Source organism: Lacticaseibacillus thailandensis DSM 22698 = JCM 13996, assembly GCF_001436135.1.
Taxonomy (GTDB): Bacteria; Bacillota; Bacilli; order Lactobacillales; family Lactobacillaceae; genus Lacticaseibacillus; species Lacticaseibacillus thailandensis.
Genome location: NZ_AYZK01000001.1, coordinates 124,336 through 143,450 on the forward strand (window position 1 = coordinate 124,336; position 19,115 = coordinate 143,450).

The following is a 19,115-nucleotide window of genomic DNA, read 5'->3' on the forward strand; positions in this document are numbered from 1 at the left end:
ATGAAAAAGTTAGTAACGGTAGTCGGTGCCGCGGTGGCAGCGTTAATGCTCGCGGCTTGTGGTAACTTGAACTTTGATAGCAGCGGTAGTAGTTCGACGGGTTCCACCAAGACGGCGAGTTACACCACTACGGGTACTGCTAGCGATGACACGTACCAGAGTGTCATTGAGGGCGGAAAATACAAGGTATCCAAGTCCCGCGGCTTACAGTTGACCGAAAACACGCAGAATGACAACACCTACAATGTACGGAGCATGGAAAACGGGTTGGTGGACCTGTCCAAAAAGCAGTTTTCCACGACCAAGTACCTCTTTGAAGAGGGTCAGTTGCTCAGTACTAGTACGTTGGAAAACTGGCTGGGTCGTTACAGTAAAAAGAATAAGCTGGGTTTGAACCCGGTTGATAATGGTAAGACGGGTGAGAATGACCGGAATCCGATGTATCTGCAAACCATTCTGGAACAGGATTACATGTTGCAAAGTGGCAGTAAGCTGAAGCTGGGCGGGGTCTCAATTGCTTTGGGGATGAACTCGGTGGATTACTACACCAAGGAAAGTTATGGTTCACAGTATTCGACGACTATTTCGACACCAACTTTGACGGCTAAGGGTAAAGCGATGGCTTCTAAGGTAGTGGCCCGGTTGCGTGCGAAGAGTAAAGTGGGTAATGATACCCCCATCCTGATTGCCATTTATAAGGGCAACACCCAGGATGCGTTGGTCGGCGGCACCTTTGTGGCCTACGCGGTCAGCAAGTCGGGTAACTCCATTGCCAGTTGGAATTCGGTCAACGAGAAGAACGAGACGTTACCGGTGGTCAACAACAAGACGCCAATTAACTCGACGGTATCGAGCGACTTCAATACCTTTGAAAGCAAGATCAAGTCATTCTTCCCGAAGCTCGCGGGGGTCACGGCTCAAGCACATTACGAAAATGGGCAGTTGCAAGGACTGAACATTGACGTAACGACCCAGTTCTATGGGCAGACAGAAATCAACAGCTTCACCCAGTACGTGGTTACGGCGGCCAGCAAGTACCTGCCGTCCGATGCGGAAATTCAAATCAACATCAAGTCGGTTCAGCAGATGGAAGCCTTCGCGGAACGCAAGTCGGGTTCCAAATCCTTCTATACCCACGTCTTCAGCAGCTACTAAGTGTGCAAATGTAGCCTCTAGTTGGTGGTCAATGTGCTGAATCACCACCACTTTGTAAACCGCGCCACGATGACCGTTGCCCGGGTGGACCTTCGCCCGGGTAGCGGTTATCGTTCCGGGTGTAGTTGACTGCGCAGGCAGCCCGGTACGGGCTGGAGCGTGAGGCTCGTAGTTTCGACCATGGGCCACGCCCCAGTTACCGGAGCCACACCAAGCCCACGCACCGTGGATGACGTCACTCGGCACACAAAGCTGAGCGGTCGGCAGCAACCCGTGCGCTGTGGTAGAATTAGCTAGTTAGTAATATGAAGTAAGTAACGATATTAATTGGGAAGTAGGTAATAGGTGCATGATTACTAAGGAATCTGTAGCCCACGTAGCCGAGCTGGCCAAATTACAGTTCACGGATGAGGAACTGCAACACTTTACCGGCCAACTGGACGAAATTTTGAACATGGTTGACCAGCTCAGCGAAGTTGATACTGAGGGTGTGCCGGTCACGACGCAAAACGTGGTACTGGAAAACGTGTTGCGGGCCGATGAAGCTACGATGGTGACCCCACGCGATGAATTAATGCGCAACGTACCAACGGAGAAGGACGGACTAATTCAAGTGCCCGCCATCATCGACAAGGAGGAGGACTAGTCCGTGGATTACTACAAAACCAATATCGACCAGTTACACGCTGACTTGGTCGCCGGCAAAATCACTAGTGCTGACCTGACCGCCGACACCTTCAAGGCCATTGCGGCCAAAGATGGTGAGGTACAGGCCTTCTTGGCGTTGAACCAAGAGGCAGCGACGGCTAGTGCCGCTAACCAGGATGACCAGGGGATCGACGCCGACGCTACGCTGGCAGGAATTCCGGTAGCCATTAAGGACAACATTGTAACTAAGGATCTCACCACTACCGCGGCGTCAAAAATGCTGGCTAACTTTGTGCCAATTTATGACGCAACTGTGATTGAGCGGCTCCAGCAAGCTGGCATGATCGTGGTGGGTAAGACCAACATGGACGAATTTGCCATGGGTTCTTCCACCGAAAACTCGGCCATGAAGATCACTAAGAACGCCTGGGATCACACCAAGGTGCCAGGTGGTTCATCTGGTGGTTCCGCGGCGGCTGTCGCGGCCGGCGAAGTGCTGGTGGCTTTGGGTTCCGATACCGGTGGCTCGATTCGGCAGCCAGCGGCCTTTAATGGGGTCGTGGGGTTTAAGCCGACATATGGTCGTGTTTCGCGTTGGGGTTTGATTGCCTTTGGGTCCAGTTTGGATGCCATTGGGACGTTGACCCGTAACGTCCGCGATTCTGCGCACGTGATGAACGCCATTATCGGCGCTGACGAGCACGACACGACGACGGTCCCACGGCCGCAAGAGGACTTGGGTGCCAAGATCGGCCAGTCCGTTCAGGGCATGAAGATTGCTTTGCCAAAGGAATACTTGGGCAAAGGGGTCGATGCTGGTGTGCGCGCGCAAATTGAGGCCGCTGCCGACCAGTTCCGCGCGATGGGTGCGACCGTGGAGACGGTCAGCCTGCCGCACACGCAGTACGCCGTACCGACGTACTACATCATCGCTAGTTCTGAAGCTAGTTCCAACTTGCAGCGCTTTGATGGCATCCGCTACGGTTTCCGGGCCAAAGACGTACAGTCCCTCGACTCCGTGTACGTACGTTCACGCTCTGAAGGGTTTGGCGACGAAGTTAAGCGGCGGATCATGCTGGGTACCTTCAGTTTGAGTGCCGGATTCTATGACGCATACTTCAAGAAGGCCGCGCAGGTACGGACGCTGATCAGTCGCGACTTTGAAAATGTCTTTAAGGAATACGATCTGGTCATGGGTCCAACGACGCCGACGACTGCCTTTGGTATTGGGGCCAAGGTCACGGATCCGTTGACGATGTACATGAACGACATTCTGACCATTCCCGTTAACTTGGCGGGGCTACCAGCTGCGTCCGTCAACGCCGGCTTTGTTGACGGTATGCCGGTGGGCTTGCAGTTGATTGGTAAGGCCTTTGATGAAGCGACGATTTACCAGGCTGCCGCTGCCTTTGAAGACGCGAATGATTACAAGGACCAGACACCAGGGGGGCAGAACTAATGAACTTTGAAACCACCATTGGGCTCGAGGTCCACATTGAACTGAAGACTAAGAGCAAGATGTACTCACCAGCACCGGTAACGTACGGTGCCGAACCAAACACGGCCACTAACGTGATCGACTGGGGCTACCCCGGGGTCTTGCCATCCGCGAACCGCGGGGCATACTCACTGGGCATCATGGTGGCGTTAGCGCTCCATGCTGACATTACCCGCTTTACCCACTTTGACCGGAAGAACTACTTCTACGCCGATAACCCCAAAGCATACCAAATCACTCAATCCGAAACACCACTGGCGACCAACGGTTACGTTGAGATTGAAGTCGATGGTCACACCAAGAAAATTGGGATTGAAGAGTTGCACGTCGAAGAAGACGCGGGGAAAAACACCCACGCCGGCGACGGTTATTCCTACGTCGATTTGAACCGGCAGGGGACACCACTGATTGAAATTGTGTCCAAGCCAGACATCAAGTCGCCGGAAGAGGCCTACCAGTACCTGGAAACGTTACGCCAAATTGTGCAGTTTACCGGGGCTTCGGACGTGAAAATGGAAGAAGGGTCTATGCGGGCGGACTCCAACTTGTCCGTACGGCCGATTGGACAAAAGGAATACGGGACCAAGACCGAAATTAAGAACGTTAACAGTTTCAATTACGTACGCAGTGCCCTGGCCTTTGAGCAAAAGCGGCAGATTGGCCTGCTGATGGCTGGTAAAACGATTCGGCCGGAAACCCGCCGCTGGGATGAACCAACCAAGTCGACCATCCTGATGCGGGTCAAAGAAGGAGCGGATGATTACCGCTACTTCCCTGAACCCGACCTACCACCAGTCGTTGTGTCACAGGAATGGGTCGACGAAGTGGCTGCTAAATTACCCGAAGCACCTACTGCACGCCGGCAACGGTACGTGCATGAACTGGGCTTGCCTGAGTACGATGCGGGCGTCCTGACTAACACAAAGGAAATGTCCGACTACTTTGACCAGGTCGTGGCTTTGGGTGCTGACCCGAAGCAGGCGTCCAACTACCTGATGGGCGATGTGTCGGCTTACCTGAATGACCAGCAGGTGGAACTGCAGGACATTGCATTGACACCAGAACACCTTGCGGCCATGATCAAGTTGATCAGCGATGGGACCATCTCGAGCAAGATTGCCAAGAAGGTCATTGCGGAGATCATCAAGAACGACACTGATCCCGAGGCCTGGGTCAAGGCCAAAGGTATGGTGCAAGAATCCGACCCCGCAGTCCTCACGCCAATCATTACGGATATTCTGGACGCTAATGAACAGAGTATTGAGGACTTCAAGAACGGGAAGGACCGGGCCATTGGCTACCTGATCGGTCAGATCATGAAGCAGACTCGTGGTAAGGCCAACCCGAAAGTGGTCAACCAGATTTTGATGCAAGAAATTAAGCAACGTTAATGTATGGTGCGCGTCATTAATGTGGTGCAGTACTAAGAGTGTTTGTTGAGGAGGAGTGGTCATGCAGCCGCGTGCACGATTAATTTATAACCCCACCAGTGGCAGTGAGGGCATGGGCAAGTACGTTGCCGATATTTTGAACGTACTGGAAGGCGCGGGGTACGAAGCGTCCGCGTTTCGCACCACGCCCGCACCAATGTCAGCCCGTGATGAAGCCGCACGTGTCAGCAAGGCACACTTTGACCTCATTGTCGCGGCTGGTGGCGATGGCACCATTAACGAAGTGGTTAACGGGATCGCCCCATGCAAGCACCGCCCGCGGATGGGCATCATTCCCGCCGGCACCACCAACGACTATGCCCGTGCACTGCACATCCCGCGTGAAGACCCGGTCGCGGCGGCCAAAGTCATTGCCGCCGGTCAGACACTGCGCATGGATATTGGTAAGGCCAACGATAAGTACTTCATGAACATCGCTGGTGGGGGTTCGCTGACCGAGCTGACCTACGGCGTGCCGAGTGAGTTCAAGTCCATCTTTGGCTACCTCGCGTACCTCATCAAGGGGGCCAAGATGTTGCCGGCGATGAAGAACGTGCCCATGCACATTAAGTACGACGATGGTGAGTATGATGGGCAGGCTTCCATGTTTTTAATTGGTCTGACCAACTCCATTGGCGGGTTTGAGCAGATCGTGCCGGACGCTGAACTGGGTGATGGCTTGTTCACCATGATCGTGGTGAAGACGGCCAACCTGGGCGAAATCCTCAAGCTGATTGCCATGGTCTTTAACGGGGGTAAGCACGTTGATGATGACAACATCATTTACGCGAAGACTTCCCGGATTGAGGCCACGCGTACGGATGGGGAGCCGCTCAAGATCAACCTGGACGGTGAGTACGGTGGTGATACACCGATGACGTTTGTCAATCTGAGTCGGCACATTGAAATGTTCGCCAACGTGGATGATATCCCGGATGCCAACATTGCTCCGCAGAACCAGCTGTCTCAGGAAGACTTGATGAACGAAGTTGAAAGGATTTCCGAACAGGACCTGAATGGTGACGGTCAGATCGGTGATCATGATCACAAAGATGCAGATTAGCGTTTTGGCGGCCAGTCAGTTAGACTTGTACTGGCAATCAGCGTAAACTGGTGGCAAGTTGCTACCAACTAAAGGGTCGTGACGTTGTGTCGCGGCCCTTTAGTCATTGTGGTTTGCTCCCAAGTGGGGAGTAGACGTAAGTACCCGTAGAAAGAGGTAAAAGAATGCAAACGCCCGTTAAGAAGAATCAAGAAGTCCGGGTCACCGTGAGTGATTTGTCTTATGAAGGCATGGGGGTCGCCAAAGTTGACGGCTACCCATTGTTCGTGGACAACGCGTTACCGGGGGAGGAAGTCCTCATCCACGTTACCAAGGCCAATAAGAACTATGGCTTTGCCTTTGTGAAGCAGTTTTTCCAGGAATCGCCTGACCGTGTGGCGGTGTCCAACCGCGTGTATGCGCAGACGGGCATCGCTCCGCTACAGCACCTGGCCTACCCGGCGCAGTTGAAGTTTAAGCACAACCAAATTGAGCAATTATTCAAAAAGTCGCACTTAGACATCAAGGTGTTGCCCACTTTGGCCGCACCGTTACAGACCGGCTACCGCAATAAGGCCCAGATTCCTGTGCGTGAAATCAATGGTCAGCTAGAAACCGGTTTTTATCGGCGGCGCAGTCACACGTTGATTCCCATCGAAGATTATTATATTCAAGATCCCGCCATCGATCATACGGTGTTGGTGGTGCGGGACTTGTTGCGGCAGTATCACGTGCCGGCCTACGATGAAGCGCATAATACCGGTGTGATCCGCCACGTCATGGTTCGGCGGGGTTACTACACCCACCAGACAATGGTCGTTTTGATTACGCGGACGCGGGACTTGCCCCACGCTGATGAGATTGTGGCGGGTATTCGTGCGGCATTGCCCGAAGTGTCCAGCATCGTGCTGAACGTCAACCCGGACGCGACCAACGTGATTTTGGGGCGGCGCTCCCGGACACTGTACGGCAACGATTATCTGGAAGATGAGTTGCTGGGAAGTACGTTCCGGATTTCCGCGACGAGTTTTTACCAGGTCAACCCGCGGCAGACGGAAAACCTGTACCGGTTGGCGGTCGATGCAGCCGGCCTGACGGGCAAAGAAACCGTTATTGACGCATATTCCGGAATCGGGACGATCAGTTTGACGATGGCGCGTCACGCCAAGCACGTGTACGGTGTCGAAGTGGTTCCGGCCGCGGTTGCGGATGCCCGTGTCAACGCGCAAATTAACGGTATTGATAACGTCACCTTTGAGCTAGGCAAAGCCGAAGACGTGATGCAGACCTGGCGTGAGCACGGCCTGGACGCCGACGTATTGATGGTCGATCCACCGCGCAAAGGCCTAGCCAGCGAATTCATTGACGCCGTGGGGGTAATGTTGCCGGCGAAGGTCGTGTACGTGTCCTGTAACCCAGCAACGTTGGCGCGTGACATTGCTCGCCTTCAGGACTTTGGCTACCACGCTGAGGAAACGCAGCCGGTGGACATGTTCCCGCAGACGACGCATGTGGAAAGCGTGACGGTGCTGACGCGCAACTAGTATGTTGTCTTTTGCACAAGCCCGCGGTATTATGACGGTGTTGAAAGCGTTGTAGTGGTTACGTTCTGGGGGTGCCATGATGAAGCGGTTAGCGTGGATTTTGCGGGGCATTGATGCTTTGCTAGTTGTGGTGGCAGTGATATTGATGATTATTGCCACCGGTCCAGTGGTCACGCATTGGAATGGTTTGGGCAACGTCGATGCGACGGGGTCCAAGTGGATGCTGCTATTGATTCCCATGGTGTTGATCGTCTACAACGAAATTAGTTTGTGGTACGCGCGGCGTGTTCGCCGGCATGACGGCACTGACCAGATTCCGCTGGTGCTGGTCAATGAGTGGCGGTATGTCGTCGGCGCCCTCGTGCTTCTGGTACTGGGGTTAGTGTTCATGCCGATGCAGGCAGGGTTACACTTTTTCTAACCGTGGTGACAACGAATATGTATTAGGTCCTTCCAATCGTGGGAGGGCCTTTTGCTTGGTGGTGCCACACCAGCCCCGCGCACCGTCGACACACACGTACCGTGCCGGCGTATGTTAGAATTATCAAGGAATAAGTTGGCCAGCCCCCGCGACCTCGGCGGACTAGTGGCGGACACACAAACGGAAGGATAATGATCCCATATGACTTCGACTTTGATTTTTGGCACCGCGTTGGTAGACGCACTCATGGATATTCCACGGGTACCCGTTAGCGGGGGCAACGTGTTGGGTAATTTTACCGAGTACCAAGTGGGTGGCTGTGCCATCAACGCTTTCTGTGCATTGCGGTACGCGGGTGCGCAAGCCGACCTGTTCGTCCCGGTTGGCCACGGCCCCAATGCCGACCATATTAGTGCCCACATTCGCCAAATTGGGGAGGCGCCCCGCGTAATTCCTGGTACCGGTGATAACGGCTGGACGGTCGCTATGATCGAACCCAACGGGGAGCGGACCTTTATCGTCTTACCGGGTATGGAGCAACTGATGCGGGTTGACTGGCTTAAACAACTAGATATGCCGCGGTACGACTATTTGTACCTGAGCGGCTTTCAGCTGACTAACCCGCAGGTTGCCCAGGATGTAGCGGCTGTGTACAGTCAGCGGCGTTCAGACGCAACGGTGCTCTTTGATGTGGCGGCGCGCATTCAAAGTGTGGATCACGACTTGCTGATGAACCTGCTACGTTCCGGTGGGGTCATCGTCCACTGTAACGAGGTGGAACTGCCGCAAGTAGCAGTTGGCGATACGTTTGATGAACAAGTTGCATACCTGCACGCGTTGACGCAGCAGCCCGTAATCGTGACGTTGGGTGCCCGGGGCACGTATTACTACGTCAGCGACACGGATAAGGGCGTGGTGCCCGGCGAACACGTGAACGTGGTCAACACGGTCGGTGCTGGTGACAGCCATTGCGGCGGCATGCTGGCTGGCTTGGCCCAGGGGTTGTCCGTACGTGACGCGGTGAGTCTGGGTAACCGCTTGGCCGCCAAGGTTTGCGGTATGCAGACTAATATGCTGCCAGTAGTGGGTTAAGCTAACGGTCAAAGTTGCCCTTATACCTGCAGCGGAATATTTAGTGGCAACTTTGGTATGAATAGTATTGGGCGGCTACGTGTCGCCATCATTTGATGTAGATAAGGAAGTTAATAATGACGTTAACACAAGAGTATCAACAGGATGTCCAGGCTTTATTGGCCCTGATGACGCCGGATAACCAGCCGGTCGTGATGAAGGCCATTGAGTTGGTTAGTAAGTATGCCGGGATGCGCACGTCTGCGCAGCCAGCACAGGCGGCCCCGGCCCAGGATGTGCCCTCAGGCGTGACGCGGGCCGTGGCGCCTAGTACCACGGGGACCAGCTACGACTTTGTTAATGACAAAGATGATGAAGAAGTGCCCGCCGCACCTACCGATATTTTCCGGGTCGAGCGCCGCTTGATTGGTGCCGAAGTGGGTGACCAGTACGTGTCCGAGAAGCAGATTCGGGAACTTGGTCTCGAAGATGGTGATACCGTGCAGTTAGTACGCGCTGATGCCGTACCAGGACAGGCGCCAACTATTCGCTTGGTCGCTAAAAATAAGTCCACGGCGACCCCGCAGATCAATGGCGTGCAGTACGCAGTCTTGGTTCGGGACAAGAGTTTACCCGCTGACTACACGCTTAGTGCCACCAACAACGTCAGCCAGCACCCGTTGTTGACGACGGACGATGACGTACCGTTCAAGTTTTTGATTCGGCCCGCTGATGTGGAGCGGCTCCAATTACGGCCTGGTGACATTGTCGACTTGGCCTGGTACAACAGCGAAGGCCCCCAGCGGGCCGTCGTGTCTTGGGTGCACGGTGATGATGACCAGAAGCTGGCGGAGGTGGCGCAAAAACGCGGAGCCAAGCAATCCGGTGCTGGTGATGACTCGACGCCCAAGGGCTACACGGTTAAGATTCCCTTTGATTTGGCCGGTAAGCGGGTCCTGTTCGTGGGCAACGCCGCGCACAGTAACGAAATGGCGCTGGTCGTGGCGGCCCATAATGGTGGTCAAGTGACGGCGACCGACGCCACGAAGGGAAGCCAGTTGAAGACCAAAGTGACCCACAGTGACGTGATGGTGCTGATTACCGACGAGGTGCACCACGTTACCACTAATACCAGCGTGAAGATCGCCAAGAGCCAAAAGGTTCCGTACGCCGTGTCCAGTAGCGACGCGCCCTTTAGTATTGAGCGGGCACTGTACCGTGCGGTCACGGGCATGCCGGCGTATGAACCCACTGCGGGCGCGTTTGATTACCCGACGGTGGCCGAATAACGGGGGAGGTTCGCCATGACGGCAATAGTCCAAGTAGCCGGGGTTACTCCGGGTGATCCGGTTGTCGAGAAAATCGCGGCACTCTACCACGCGGCGTTTCCACCGGCAGAGCGGGTGCCGTTTCCACGTTTACTGCAGCACCCACTACCGGGGTACACTGATGGCCTGTGGGCGTTTACGCACAACGGCCAATTTTGCGGTTTTATGACGACTATTACGCGGGGGATATTACCCTGATTGGTTACTTTGCCATGGTGGCCGCATTGCGGGGCCATGGTTTTGGCAGTGTGGCGCTTCAACTTATGCGGCAACGCTTACCCCAGCAGCGGTTGGCACTCGAAATCGAAGTGTTGGATCTAGCTGCTGCAAACTACGCCCAACGGTTACGCCGGCGCAATTTTTACCAGCGTAATGGTTACCGGCTGACAGACATTGAGTACCGTGCGTACGGCGTACCATTCGTGGTGATGCTGAGTGGTGCGGACATTGGGGCGCGGGAGTACCATGCATTTTATGATCCGCTGATTCAATCATGACGAGGTGAGGGTATGCGACGACGACCAATTTATGCGGATACGTTTGCTAAACGGCGGCGTTGGGCGGTCACAGGTACCATCGTGGCGGTTGTCATTGCTGTAGTGGCGATATTCAGCTATTTTGCTCTACGTAACCCGCGGCCGAGTACGCGGCGTTATCCCGTGCTAGGCGTGCAACTGACCCAGAGTGATGGCGTGCAAAATTTTGGGCACCTGCATCAGTTGGGGGTGACCTTTGCCTACCTGAAGGCCACGCAGGGGAGCAGTTACTTTGATGATGACTTCAACACCAACTATGATGCGGCAAGTGCGTCGAGTGTTGACGTAGGTGTGTACCACTACTTTAGCTTTGACAGCACCCCCGACGCCCAAGCGGCGGCCTTTATTAAGCATGTTGGTAGTAATACCGGGACGTTGCCCATTGGTGTCTACGTAACGGCCTACACCCAACTACCCGCACGTGCTACGTTGGTTCGCCACGTGCAACGCTTTGTGACGTTATTGACAACGCATTACGCGGGGCGGCAGGTAGTCTTGATAGGGACGCCGACCGTGTTGCGGGAGTTGGCCAAGGTGACGCCGACCGCGCCGCGGATGGTGATCAGCACCCGACATCGTGATGTGGGTAGCCGGGCATTCTGGGAGTACACCACTGGTGCACCTTTGCCCGGGGGTAGCGCGACCAAGTACGTGGCCATCGTCTACAACGGGTCCCGGGCTCAGTACCAGAAGCTACTACAATAAGCGTAAAATCAGTGCAAATTAAAACGGCCGGTTGCCCGCAAACTTGGGCAACCGGCCGTTATTGTATTCTTAATGATGAATCACTGGGTTACGCGGTCTGGTCGTGAGACTGGTCGTCATCGGGTGTCTGTTCATCCGGGAAGGTAATGTGGAAGGTAGTCCCGGCTCCCAACTCTGACTGCACGTCGATGGTACCACCGTGCTGGGCCACGAGCTGATGGACAATGGCTAGACCCAGGCCGGATTCGCCATATTTAGTGTTTTTCCGGGATGGATCGGCCTTGTAATAACGTTCCCAGATATTTTGTACCTGGTCAGGACTCATACCGATACCATCGTCGCTGATGCTAAATTCAGCTTGTTGGTAACCATGTTGTCCCGTTACCCGGATGTGTCCGTTCTGGGTAAACTGAATGGCGTTTTGCATGATGTTAAAGATAATCTGGACAAACCGGTCGTGGTCCGCGTAGACCATGAGGTCATCGGGTACGTCGACGCTGATTTCATCGCCAGCGTCCACCGCCTTTTGGTGAAGTTGCAGGGCAACGTTATCAATATCGTGCTTAGCATTGAACGTTTGCCGTTGCAGGATGATCTGGTTAGTGCGGATCTTCTCGTAGTCGAGGTTCTCGTTGACGATGCGAATGAGGCGTTTGGTCTCGTTCTGCATTAACTCGATACTCTTGGCTTTGGATTCTTCCGGAATGGCGTCGTACGCCAAGCCTTCGAGCAGCCCGTTGATGGTGGTCAGCGGCGTCCGCATCTCGTGCGCGGCGTCAGCCATGAACTGACGGCGCCGATCTTCCTGACGCTGGATCTCCTTTTCACTGGCCTTGAGTGAGTCGGTCATGTTACTAAAGTCGCTGGCCAGTTCGCTGATTTCATCGCGTCCCGTCGTTTCTAGTTTGACGTCGTAGTTCCCCTGGGCGACTTCGTGGGTCGCAGTCCGTAGCCGGTCAATGCGGCGGTTGGTGTAGCGCGCAATGATGTAACTAAGGATGAGGGCGACGGCGGCGGAAATGATAAAGCCAATGAGGACACTACGTTTGGTTTTACTGATGGTCGACTGAATGGCTTCCACCGGCTCGTACGCCGCAATGACGTACAGTAATTTGCCGGAGTAGAAAACCGGACGGTAAAAGATGGTGATGCTTTGGGTGCGTCCGTTCCGGGGGTTGGTGGTGGCGGCTTTGACGGCCACGCTGTCACCGCGCTTAAGTTGGCGCCAGTATTTACTTTGAATGCGGCCGCCGGCAACTGCGGGGTAACGCATCTGGTTGTTAGCGTTATAAATGACAAAGTTGACGTGTTGTCCGCTCAGCACGCGCTCACTGGTTTGGATAAAATCGCCGTTGATGGTGGATTTATTGAGCAGCGCGTTTTGCTCCAGGTTACTGGTATAGTTCGACAACTGACGAAAGTTGTTTTCCCAGGCGGCCGCCGTGGTCGCGTGGATAAACAGGGCGGCCACTACCAGTAAGGAAACGATGATGGTCGTCAACATGCCAATCATTTGTTGGTAGATTAATTTCATTGATTATCCAGACCCGAGTCATCAAACTTATAGCCCACTCCCCAAACAGTTTGGATGACCTGGGGGCCGACCTTTTCAATTTTTTGCCGTAACTTCTTGATGTGGGCGTCGACGGTCCGTTCGTCCCCAAAGTATTCGTACTCCCACACGAGCTGTAGCAACTGGTCACGGGAGAAGACCTGTTTAGGGTTGCTGGCCAGGGTGCGCAGGAGGTCAAACTCTTTGGGTGTGAGGCCCTCGATGGCAACGTTGTCCAGGTAGGCTTCACGGGTTTTGGTGCTGAGCTTAAAGTGATTGGTGGTGACGTCGAAATCACCATTATCGTTATTGGTATCGGTCTCGCCGCCCATTTCGGCACGCCGGTGCAGGGCCTTAATGCGGGCAATCAACGTGATGGGGGAAAATGGTTTGGTAACGTAGTCGTCAGCGCCAATGTCTAAGCCCAAGACCTGGTCGCTTTCGGTGTCACGGGCGGTGAGCATAATTAACGGTACAGTGGTACTGATTTTGCGAATCTCTTTGGCCACAGCCATGCCGTCCAGTTTGGGTAGGTTGAGGTCCAGAGTAATGAGGTCAAAGTCGTCAGGAGCGTTCTTAAACTGGTCGAGGCCGTCCTCACCATCGTAAGCGTTAACGTACTCCCAGCCCTCCTTCTGGAAAAACATGTCCATCATTTCGGACACTGACTGGTTATCTTCAATCATCAAAATTTTCATGAGCGGTAAACCTTTCTCAATTAGGCACAAACATCATTTTACGATTGTAATGGCATAACTATCTCATAGTATACACTTGTTAAGGAACCGTAGTCAGACGCGCAGTTGTGTGTAGTGGGGCTGAATACGTTTGCGGGCCAGTGGACGTGACTTTGATTTTGACCCCCGGAGATGCTAGAATAATAGGGCATTAACGGGGGTGTAATGGTCTCGACATTGGCATTCGCGCATGTGGTGCACTCCGGAGGGCTCGGCTCCGTCATCAACGGCACAGTTAATATAACTGCTAAAAACGAAAATTCTTACGCTCTCGCTGCCTAAAGTAGCTTAAGCGTGATCCGCCCAGTCTCACCCAAGGGCTAGATACGGGTCTCAAAATCATTGGGTTACGGCGACCGGTGCGACTCGAGCTTGTCGCAAGAGATAGTGAGCATGCGTTCGTGGGTTAGCCAGGTTGGCCGGCGCGCCACGTGCGCGAGATTTAAATAGGTCGACTATGAGTGTAGAGCCATGTGTTGGCGGGGTTGATGGACAGGAGTTCGATTCTCCTCACCTCCATAGCGTGTTAGGAGCTGGCAACGTCGTCGGCTCCTTTTTTATTTTTTACGTGATTGCTGTTATGTTGATGATGACAGTAAATTGTGAATAATTTTTTTCTTTTCAGTGACAGTTATTTTGCATGTGTTAGTTTGAATTACGGTATTATACAATTGTCCGCGTAGCAGTACGCGTTGACTATTTTTGGGGAGGGTACTTGTTGGATGAAGAGAAGGTTTAAATTACCAATCATCTTGATTTATTATCTTGCACTCGCCGTGGCAATTGTTTATCCGTTGTACAGGACGGGATTGCTATTTGATGGCTATGACCAAGTTTTCCATTTGTCCAGAGCCCATGAGCTTGCGTCCGCGTTGAAGTAGGGACACTTGACGTATGGATACGCCATTAACGGATTTAACAAAGTTGGTCAAGCAATTGGTGTGTTTTATCCTAGTCTAAGCGTCGCCGTTTTGGCATTTTTTCAGTTGTTTAATGGTCATTTAGTCGTAAGTACATATCTGGCGACAGCATTAACTGTGTTTTTAGGCTTGTTGATCAGCCACTATTCAATTAGACGGCTTCATCGGAGCAATTTAAATGCGTTATTGTTTGGGAGCCTGTACATTGGCTCGACAATGTTTATGCAAGTTTGCTTCGTTTGGTTTGATATGGGATGGCTGTGGGCATTTATACTAATTCCACTCGTCTATTCTGGGTTTATCCAGATTTTTTATTACGATCATTCCTCAGGAGTAGATTTTACCCTCGGAATAGTTGCCTTGCTGTTGAGTCACATAATCAGCTTTTTGCTTGTTATGTTGTCGTTTGTGTTTGCTGTACTAATCATTAGTATGTTTCAAAGGACTTTTTGGCCCCATTTTCGTAAATTATTAATTAGTGGCATTTTAGGTATGGGGTGCACGGCTTTCTTTTGGGTTAAGTTCGTGCAAGTTTATTTCAGTAATAATATCAATGGTGTGGTCAAACTGGATTCTTCTCTTTATGCCTTAAAGCCAAGCAATGTGGTCATAGATTCGCTCAATAATACCTCCATTACTAGTAATGTTGGTTTGATTATACTCATTGTTGGTTTATGCCTATTGGCTAGCAAAGGGGGACTGGCAAAATTAGATAATTATGTTCTCTATGGTGCCTTGATTTGCGCCTTTTTGTCTAGTAGCCTCTTTCCTTGGATACACGTTCAAAAATACTTGGGTGGAGTGATTCAGTATCCAGTTCGTCTATTAAGCTTAGCAATGGTTGGTTTTGCCTTTGTGGCTGCGGACTATATTAATTCTTATTTAGTTAAGGTTGGTGGTATCCACCGTGCAATTATCATTGTAGGATTTGGTTTTGTTGTGTTGATGATGGTAACATCATCGTCGACCGAACTTGCTAATTATCTAAACACAAAGAATCAGTTAAGGACCCCATCTCAGAACGTACTAGCTACTTCGTGGAATAAGTTTGATGCGCATGCGGCAAAATATATTTTTAACGAAAAGTTTGCAATGGCTGGTGAATATGACTATTGGCCAAAGCAAAGCATGAAGTTTAGCAATGACATTGTTGACCATATTGGAAAAATTAATGGTCATAAACAAAGAATGGAGCCGAGATCCATTACCGATGGGATTCGGTATAAAGTTGCACTACGCAAGGGTGACGTTATTGACCTACCATTTTTAAATTACGGAGATGGTTTTAAAATTTCTGATGGTTTCAAGATTACGAAGAGTGACAGGGGAACAGTTCAGACGCGAGCCACCAAGTCGGTCAGATCAATTATAGTGCGACGTCGAAACGGGATTTTAGACTACTGCACATTGCTTGTTTCAATAGCAAGTTGGGTGTTACTAGCAATAATTTTAGCTTTTTCTAGACGCTTTCGATTGGTTCGAATGAACGGTACTTTTCATTTATAGAATCCTATTTTAAGAGATGATATCAAAAAGTCGACGCACAATTTTCAAGTGTGTCGGCTTTTTCGTTGAGTGCTTGTCCTAATTCAATACCGTTACGTCTTGCTTCCGTGCGACCGGGAACGTAGTAACGGCGTCTTTGTTAAGCAACGCCTCGGTCAAGCGTACCGCACTCAGGTTGCTATTTTGGTACGGCTGGAAGTAGTACGTACCGTTGCTCATCTGCATGTAACCACGGTATTGCGTGTAGTCAAACTCACCGTTGGCCTGGCCCTTGATGTTGCGCGGAATATCGAAGGGCTCGAGCAAGTGGTTAACGGTGTTGGCCGCGTCGGCGTCGGGCACCCGGGGTGCGTTTGCACGCATGAAGGCGGCACGGACAAAACGCGACGTGGAGGTGTAGTCACCGGGGAGGCCGAGGGCACCGGAACCGGGGCCAATTTCGCGGGCGGTGTAGTCGCTGAACTGCCGGTCGGGGGCACTACCATTGCTAAGTTGTACGTAGTTGCCCAGGTTTTGGCGGTGCCAGGCAAAGTCAGGGCTGTTAGTCATCACCCCCACTTGGTCGTCGTACCAGTGCACGCCGTCCGCCTGGATTTCGAGGACTTTGCAGTGGCCGTCCCGGTCCGCGATGATCCAGTGCAGTGGAATGTTACCGTCCATTTGGGGCAGGGCAAAGTTGACGATCTGCACCTGATCCAGGTGCGCCTGCACTTCTGCAGTGGTCCGGTTTGTGCCCAAAATCCAGTTTACCAACTCAAAGGAGGCCAAATTGAGGCGGTCGTCACTTGGTGTATCGGCGTAGTGCGCTTCATCACTAAAATAGAGGGTGGCGGCGCTCAGGCCAGCTTCATTGACCCCGTCAACGAGAATGTAGTCGTTCATTTTGGCGCCCGCACCGACAAAACCAAGCCGCGTGGTAAAGGTGGCACCGGTCACGCTGTGGAAGGGGTAATCCCGGGGAACGACGACGGGGTTACCACCCAGTTCAAAGCCAAAGTCCATGGTGCGTGCCAGCCAGTATTGTCCGTCACTGGTTGGGTAAGTCATACTAGTACACATGTTGGGTTCCTCCTTTGGTTGATGGCGCTAACAAAGGCGTCATTGACCACATTCTAACACGTTATGCTTGGCCGTTGGGTACCAGCTAGGCCGTAAATGCGTGCGTGTCATGCGGTTAGGAACATAAGGTTTAGTGGTGGTGTTCGTGATACAGCATTTCAGTGAACGTTGCCCATTTTTGATGATGAATAGCGTCGACTAATGGCATAGCACGAAGTTTGGGCAGTAACGTTACCGCTGTTAGTGGCAGGTACGGCCAATATAATTCTGAGGACACCCGGGATTGGTAATTGTGACCCGAGTAGCCTGATCCTCCAAAGGAAAATGTGTCGGGCCTGAAGGGTTGTGAACCATCTTTGTATGTGGCCAACGCTAAACGGGCGTAAAAACTGCAGTGTTTAGTCTGACATCGTTCATATTTTGGTCAACTTTGTTCAGTATCTTCTTAGCTATGGCACAAGGGCGTGCAGCCGTTGTCCAAATGTAGAGCAAGGAGATGCAATAATGAACTTCGTTAAACGAGCGTGGCTCAACCTCATTGCGAGGAAGGGCCGAACATTATTATTAATTCTCGTGACTACAGCCATTATGTTGTTCGTCATGGCGGGGTTACTGATTCGCAACGCCGCCAACGCCGCCACAGAGAACGCCAAGGATAGCGTCGGGGCGACGGTGACACTGACCGCTAACCGGTCGGCGGCCTTTAAAAAGATGCGGCGGAGTATGAGTAGTAACAGTGGCAAGCCTTCAGGCAGACCGACCATTACAACGACGCCAGTGTCACTAAAGGTGGCCAAAAAAATTGCTCGGCTGAACAACGTCGAGAGCTATGCTGTTAGCGTGTCCACAACCGCGAAGGCTTCTGGATTTGATACCATCCAGACCGCTAGCGGTTCCGGTGGTCCGGGGATGAATAGCTCCAACAGTCAGAATAGCGTCACCGTGAGTGGGGTTTCGAGTACCAGCAGTAACAGTAGCTTTAGCGACGGCACGTATAAGATTAAGTCTGGCCGTGGCCTGACGAGCAAAGACGTGGGTTCAAACAACGTCGTGATTGAAAGCGAGCTGGCTAGTGAGAATAACCTCAAAGTTGGTTCGACAATCAAGGTGAAGGCGACAACTGGTGCCAAGCAGACATACACACTGAAGGTCGTCGGTATTTACAGGGCCAAGAGCAGTTCGACAGCCAGCGCTAGTCCTGGACAATCTGATCCGGCGAATACCATCTTTACGAGCTACCAGCTTGCCAACAAGATTAAGGGGACTAAGTATGCAGGTACCGCTGATTCTGTAGTCTTCACGGTCGGCAAACCGGCCAAAGTGAGTGCGGTGAAGTCGGCGGGCAAGAAGCTGATTAATACCAGCAAGTTTAGCTTGAGCATCGATGACAGTAGTTACCAGCAGGTGAAGGCGTCAATGAGTAGCGTCACCAGCTTTGCCAACAAGATTGTCTGGTTGGTTGCCATCGCCGGTACCCTCATCCTCGCGTTGATTGTGATCTTGATGATTCGGGAGCGGCGGTACGAAATTGGTGTGCTGCTATCACTCGGTGAACGCCGCTGGAAGGTTATTGCTCAGTTCTTCACTGAAATGGTCGCCGTGCTGATTGTGGCGGTCGGGCTTGCTGCCGTTGGTGGTAAATTTGTCGGTGATAAACTTGGCCAGCAACTGATTAGCCAGGAGTCGCAAAGTACGAGCACCATGGCAATCACTGCCCAGTCTGGTGGTCAAGGCGGCCAAATGGGTAGCGGTGGCCCGAGTCACAGCGGCGGGCAGATGCCGGGGCGTTCAGGCAACATGATGTCAACAGCCAAGCGGCAACAGGCCAAAATTTCGACGCAGGTTTCCGTTTGGAGCTTGTTACAGCTTTTCGGTATGGGGTTGATGATTATCCTGGTGGCCATTCTGCTAGCGGCCGGTGGTATCTTACGACTACAGCCGAAGAAGGTTTTGATTGAGTAGG

Annotated in this window: 16 protein-coding genes and 1 other RNA gene; 14 read left to right on the forward strand and 3 right to left on the reverse strand. The window is 52.5% G+C overall.

Annotated elements, in window-relative coordinates:
* The 11 genes from FD19_RS00575 (at position 1) to FD19_RS00625 (ending at position 11,378) form a co-directional block, all read left to right on the forward strand.
* A complete protein-coding gene (locus FD19_RS00575) occupies positions 1–1,155 on the forward strand; it encodes a CamS family sex pheromone protein (RefSeq protein ID WP_056968881.1) in 1,155 nt (384 codons plus the stop codon).
* A gap of 349 nt (positions 1,156–1,504) precedes the next feature.
* On the forward strand, positions 1,505–1,801 hold the full coding sequence (gene gatC / locus FD19_RS00580; RefSeq protein WP_054749220.1) for an Asp-tRNA(Asn)/Glu-tRNA(Gln) amidotransferase subunit GatC: 297 nt from the start codon (positions 1,505–1,507) through the stop codon (positions 1,799–1,801).
* A 3-nt stretch (positions 1,802–1,804) separates the two neighbouring features.
* Positions 1,805–3,262: an Asp-tRNA(Asn)/Glu-tRNA(Gln) amidotransferase subunit GatA gene (gene gatA / locus FD19_RS00585; RefSeq protein ID WP_054749221.1), complete on the forward strand. Its 1,458-nt coding sequence runs from the start codon at positions 1,805–1,807 to the stop codon at positions 3,260–3,262.
* On the forward strand, positions 3,262–4,692 hold the full coding sequence (gene gatB / locus FD19_RS00590; RefSeq protein ID WP_054749222.1) for an Asp-tRNA(Asn)/Glu-tRNA(Gln) amidotransferase subunit GatB: 1,431 nt from the start codon (positions 3,262–3,264) through the stop codon (positions 4,690–4,692). The genes gatA and gatB overlap by 1 nt, the downstream gene beginning before the upstream one ends.
* Positions 4,693–4,753: 61 nt before the next feature.
* Entirely contained in the window at positions 4,754–5,794 is a 1,041-nt protein-coding gene (locus FD19_RS00595; protein ID WP_056968882.1) for a diacylglycerol kinase, read from the forward strand.
* 164 nt (positions 5,795–5,958) lie between these two features.
* Positions 5,959–7,317, forward strand: coding sequence for a 23S rRNA (uracil(1939)-C(5))-methyltransferase RlmD (rlmD, locus tag FD19_RS00600; RefSeq protein WP_056968883.1), 1,359 nt, complete (start codon positions 5,959–5,961; stop codon positions 7,315–7,317).
* 76 nt (positions 7,318–7,393) lie between these two features.
* Positions 7,394–7,738 carry a DUF1648 domain-containing protein gene (locus FD19_RS00605; protein WP_156321789.1) on the forward strand — a complete coding sequence of 115 codons (345 nt, stop codon included), beginning with the start codon at positions 7,394–7,396 and terminating at the stop codon, positions 7,736–7,738.
* A 201-nt stretch (positions 7,739–7,939) separates the two neighbouring features.
* Positions 7,940–8,830: a PfkB family carbohydrate kinase gene (locus FD19_RS00610; protein WP_054749224.1), complete on the forward strand. Its 891-nt coding sequence runs from the start codon at positions 7,940–7,942 to the stop codon at positions 8,828–8,830.
* Between the two features lie 116 nt (positions 8,831–8,946).
* Positions 8,947–10,098: a DUF2325 domain-containing protein gene (locus FD19_RS00615; RefSeq protein WP_056968884.1), complete on the forward strand. Its 1,152-nt coding sequence runs from the start codon at positions 8,947–8,949 to the stop codon at positions 10,096–10,098.
* A gap of 167 nt (positions 10,099–10,265) precedes the next feature.
* On the forward strand, positions 10,266–10,634 hold the full coding sequence (locus FD19_RS00620; protein ID WP_054749226.1) for an N-acetyltransferase: 369 nt from the start codon (positions 10,266–10,268) through the stop codon (positions 10,632–10,634).
* A 12-nt stretch (positions 10,635–10,646) separates the two neighbouring features.
* Positions 10,647–11,378 carry a GH25 family lysozyme gene (locus FD19_RS00625; protein WP_082383735.1) on the forward strand — a complete coding sequence of 244 codons (732 nt, stop codon included), beginning with the start codon at positions 10,647–10,649 and terminating at the stop codon, positions 11,376–11,378.
* 88 nt (positions 11,379–11,466) lie between these two features.
* Here the strand turns inward: FD19_RS00625 and FD19_RS00630 are convergent, their stop codons facing one another.
* Positions 11,467–12,912: a sensor histidine kinase gene (locus FD19_RS00630; protein WP_054749227.1), complete on the reverse strand. Its 1,446-nt coding sequence runs from the start codon at positions 12,910–12,912 to the stop codon at positions 11,467–11,469.
* Complete coding sequence (locus FD19_RS00635) at positions 12,909–13,628, reverse strand: response regulator transcription factor (RefSeq protein WP_056968885.1); 720 nt, start codon at positions 13,626–13,628, stop codon at positions 12,909–12,911. Before FD19_RS00635 ends, FD19_RS00630 begins: the two co-directional genes overlap by 4 nt.
* 195 nt (positions 13,629–13,823) lie before the next feature.
* Between FD19_RS00635 and ssrA the strand changes: the two genes are divergently transcribed.
* Positions 13,824–14,189: a transfer-messenger RNA gene (ssrA, locus tag FD19_RS09515) on the forward strand.
* A gap of 365 nt (positions 14,190–14,554) precedes the next feature.
* Complete coding sequence (locus FD19_RS00640) at positions 14,555–16,093, forward strand: glycosyltransferase family protein (RefSeq protein ID WP_056968886.1); 1,539 nt, start codon at positions 14,555–14,557, stop codon at positions 16,091–16,093.
* A 78-nt stretch (positions 16,094–16,171) separates the two neighbouring features.
* Here FD19_RS00640 and FD19_RS00645 read toward each other — a convergent pair whose 3' ends face one another.
* Positions 16,172–17,152, reverse strand: coding sequence for a choloylglycine hydrolase family protein (locus tag FD19_RS00645; protein WP_054749229.1), 981 nt, complete (start codon positions 17,150–17,152; stop codon positions 16,172–16,174).
* Between the two features lie 504 nt (positions 17,153–17,656).
* Between FD19_RS00645 and FD19_RS00650 the strand changes: the two genes are divergently transcribed.
* Positions 17,657–19,114: an ABC transporter permease gene (locus FD19_RS00650; protein ID WP_056968887.1), complete on the forward strand. Its 1,458-nt coding sequence runs from the start codon at positions 17,657–17,659 to the stop codon at positions 19,112–19,114.
* The last annotated feature ends 1 nt before the right edge of the window (position 19,115 follow it).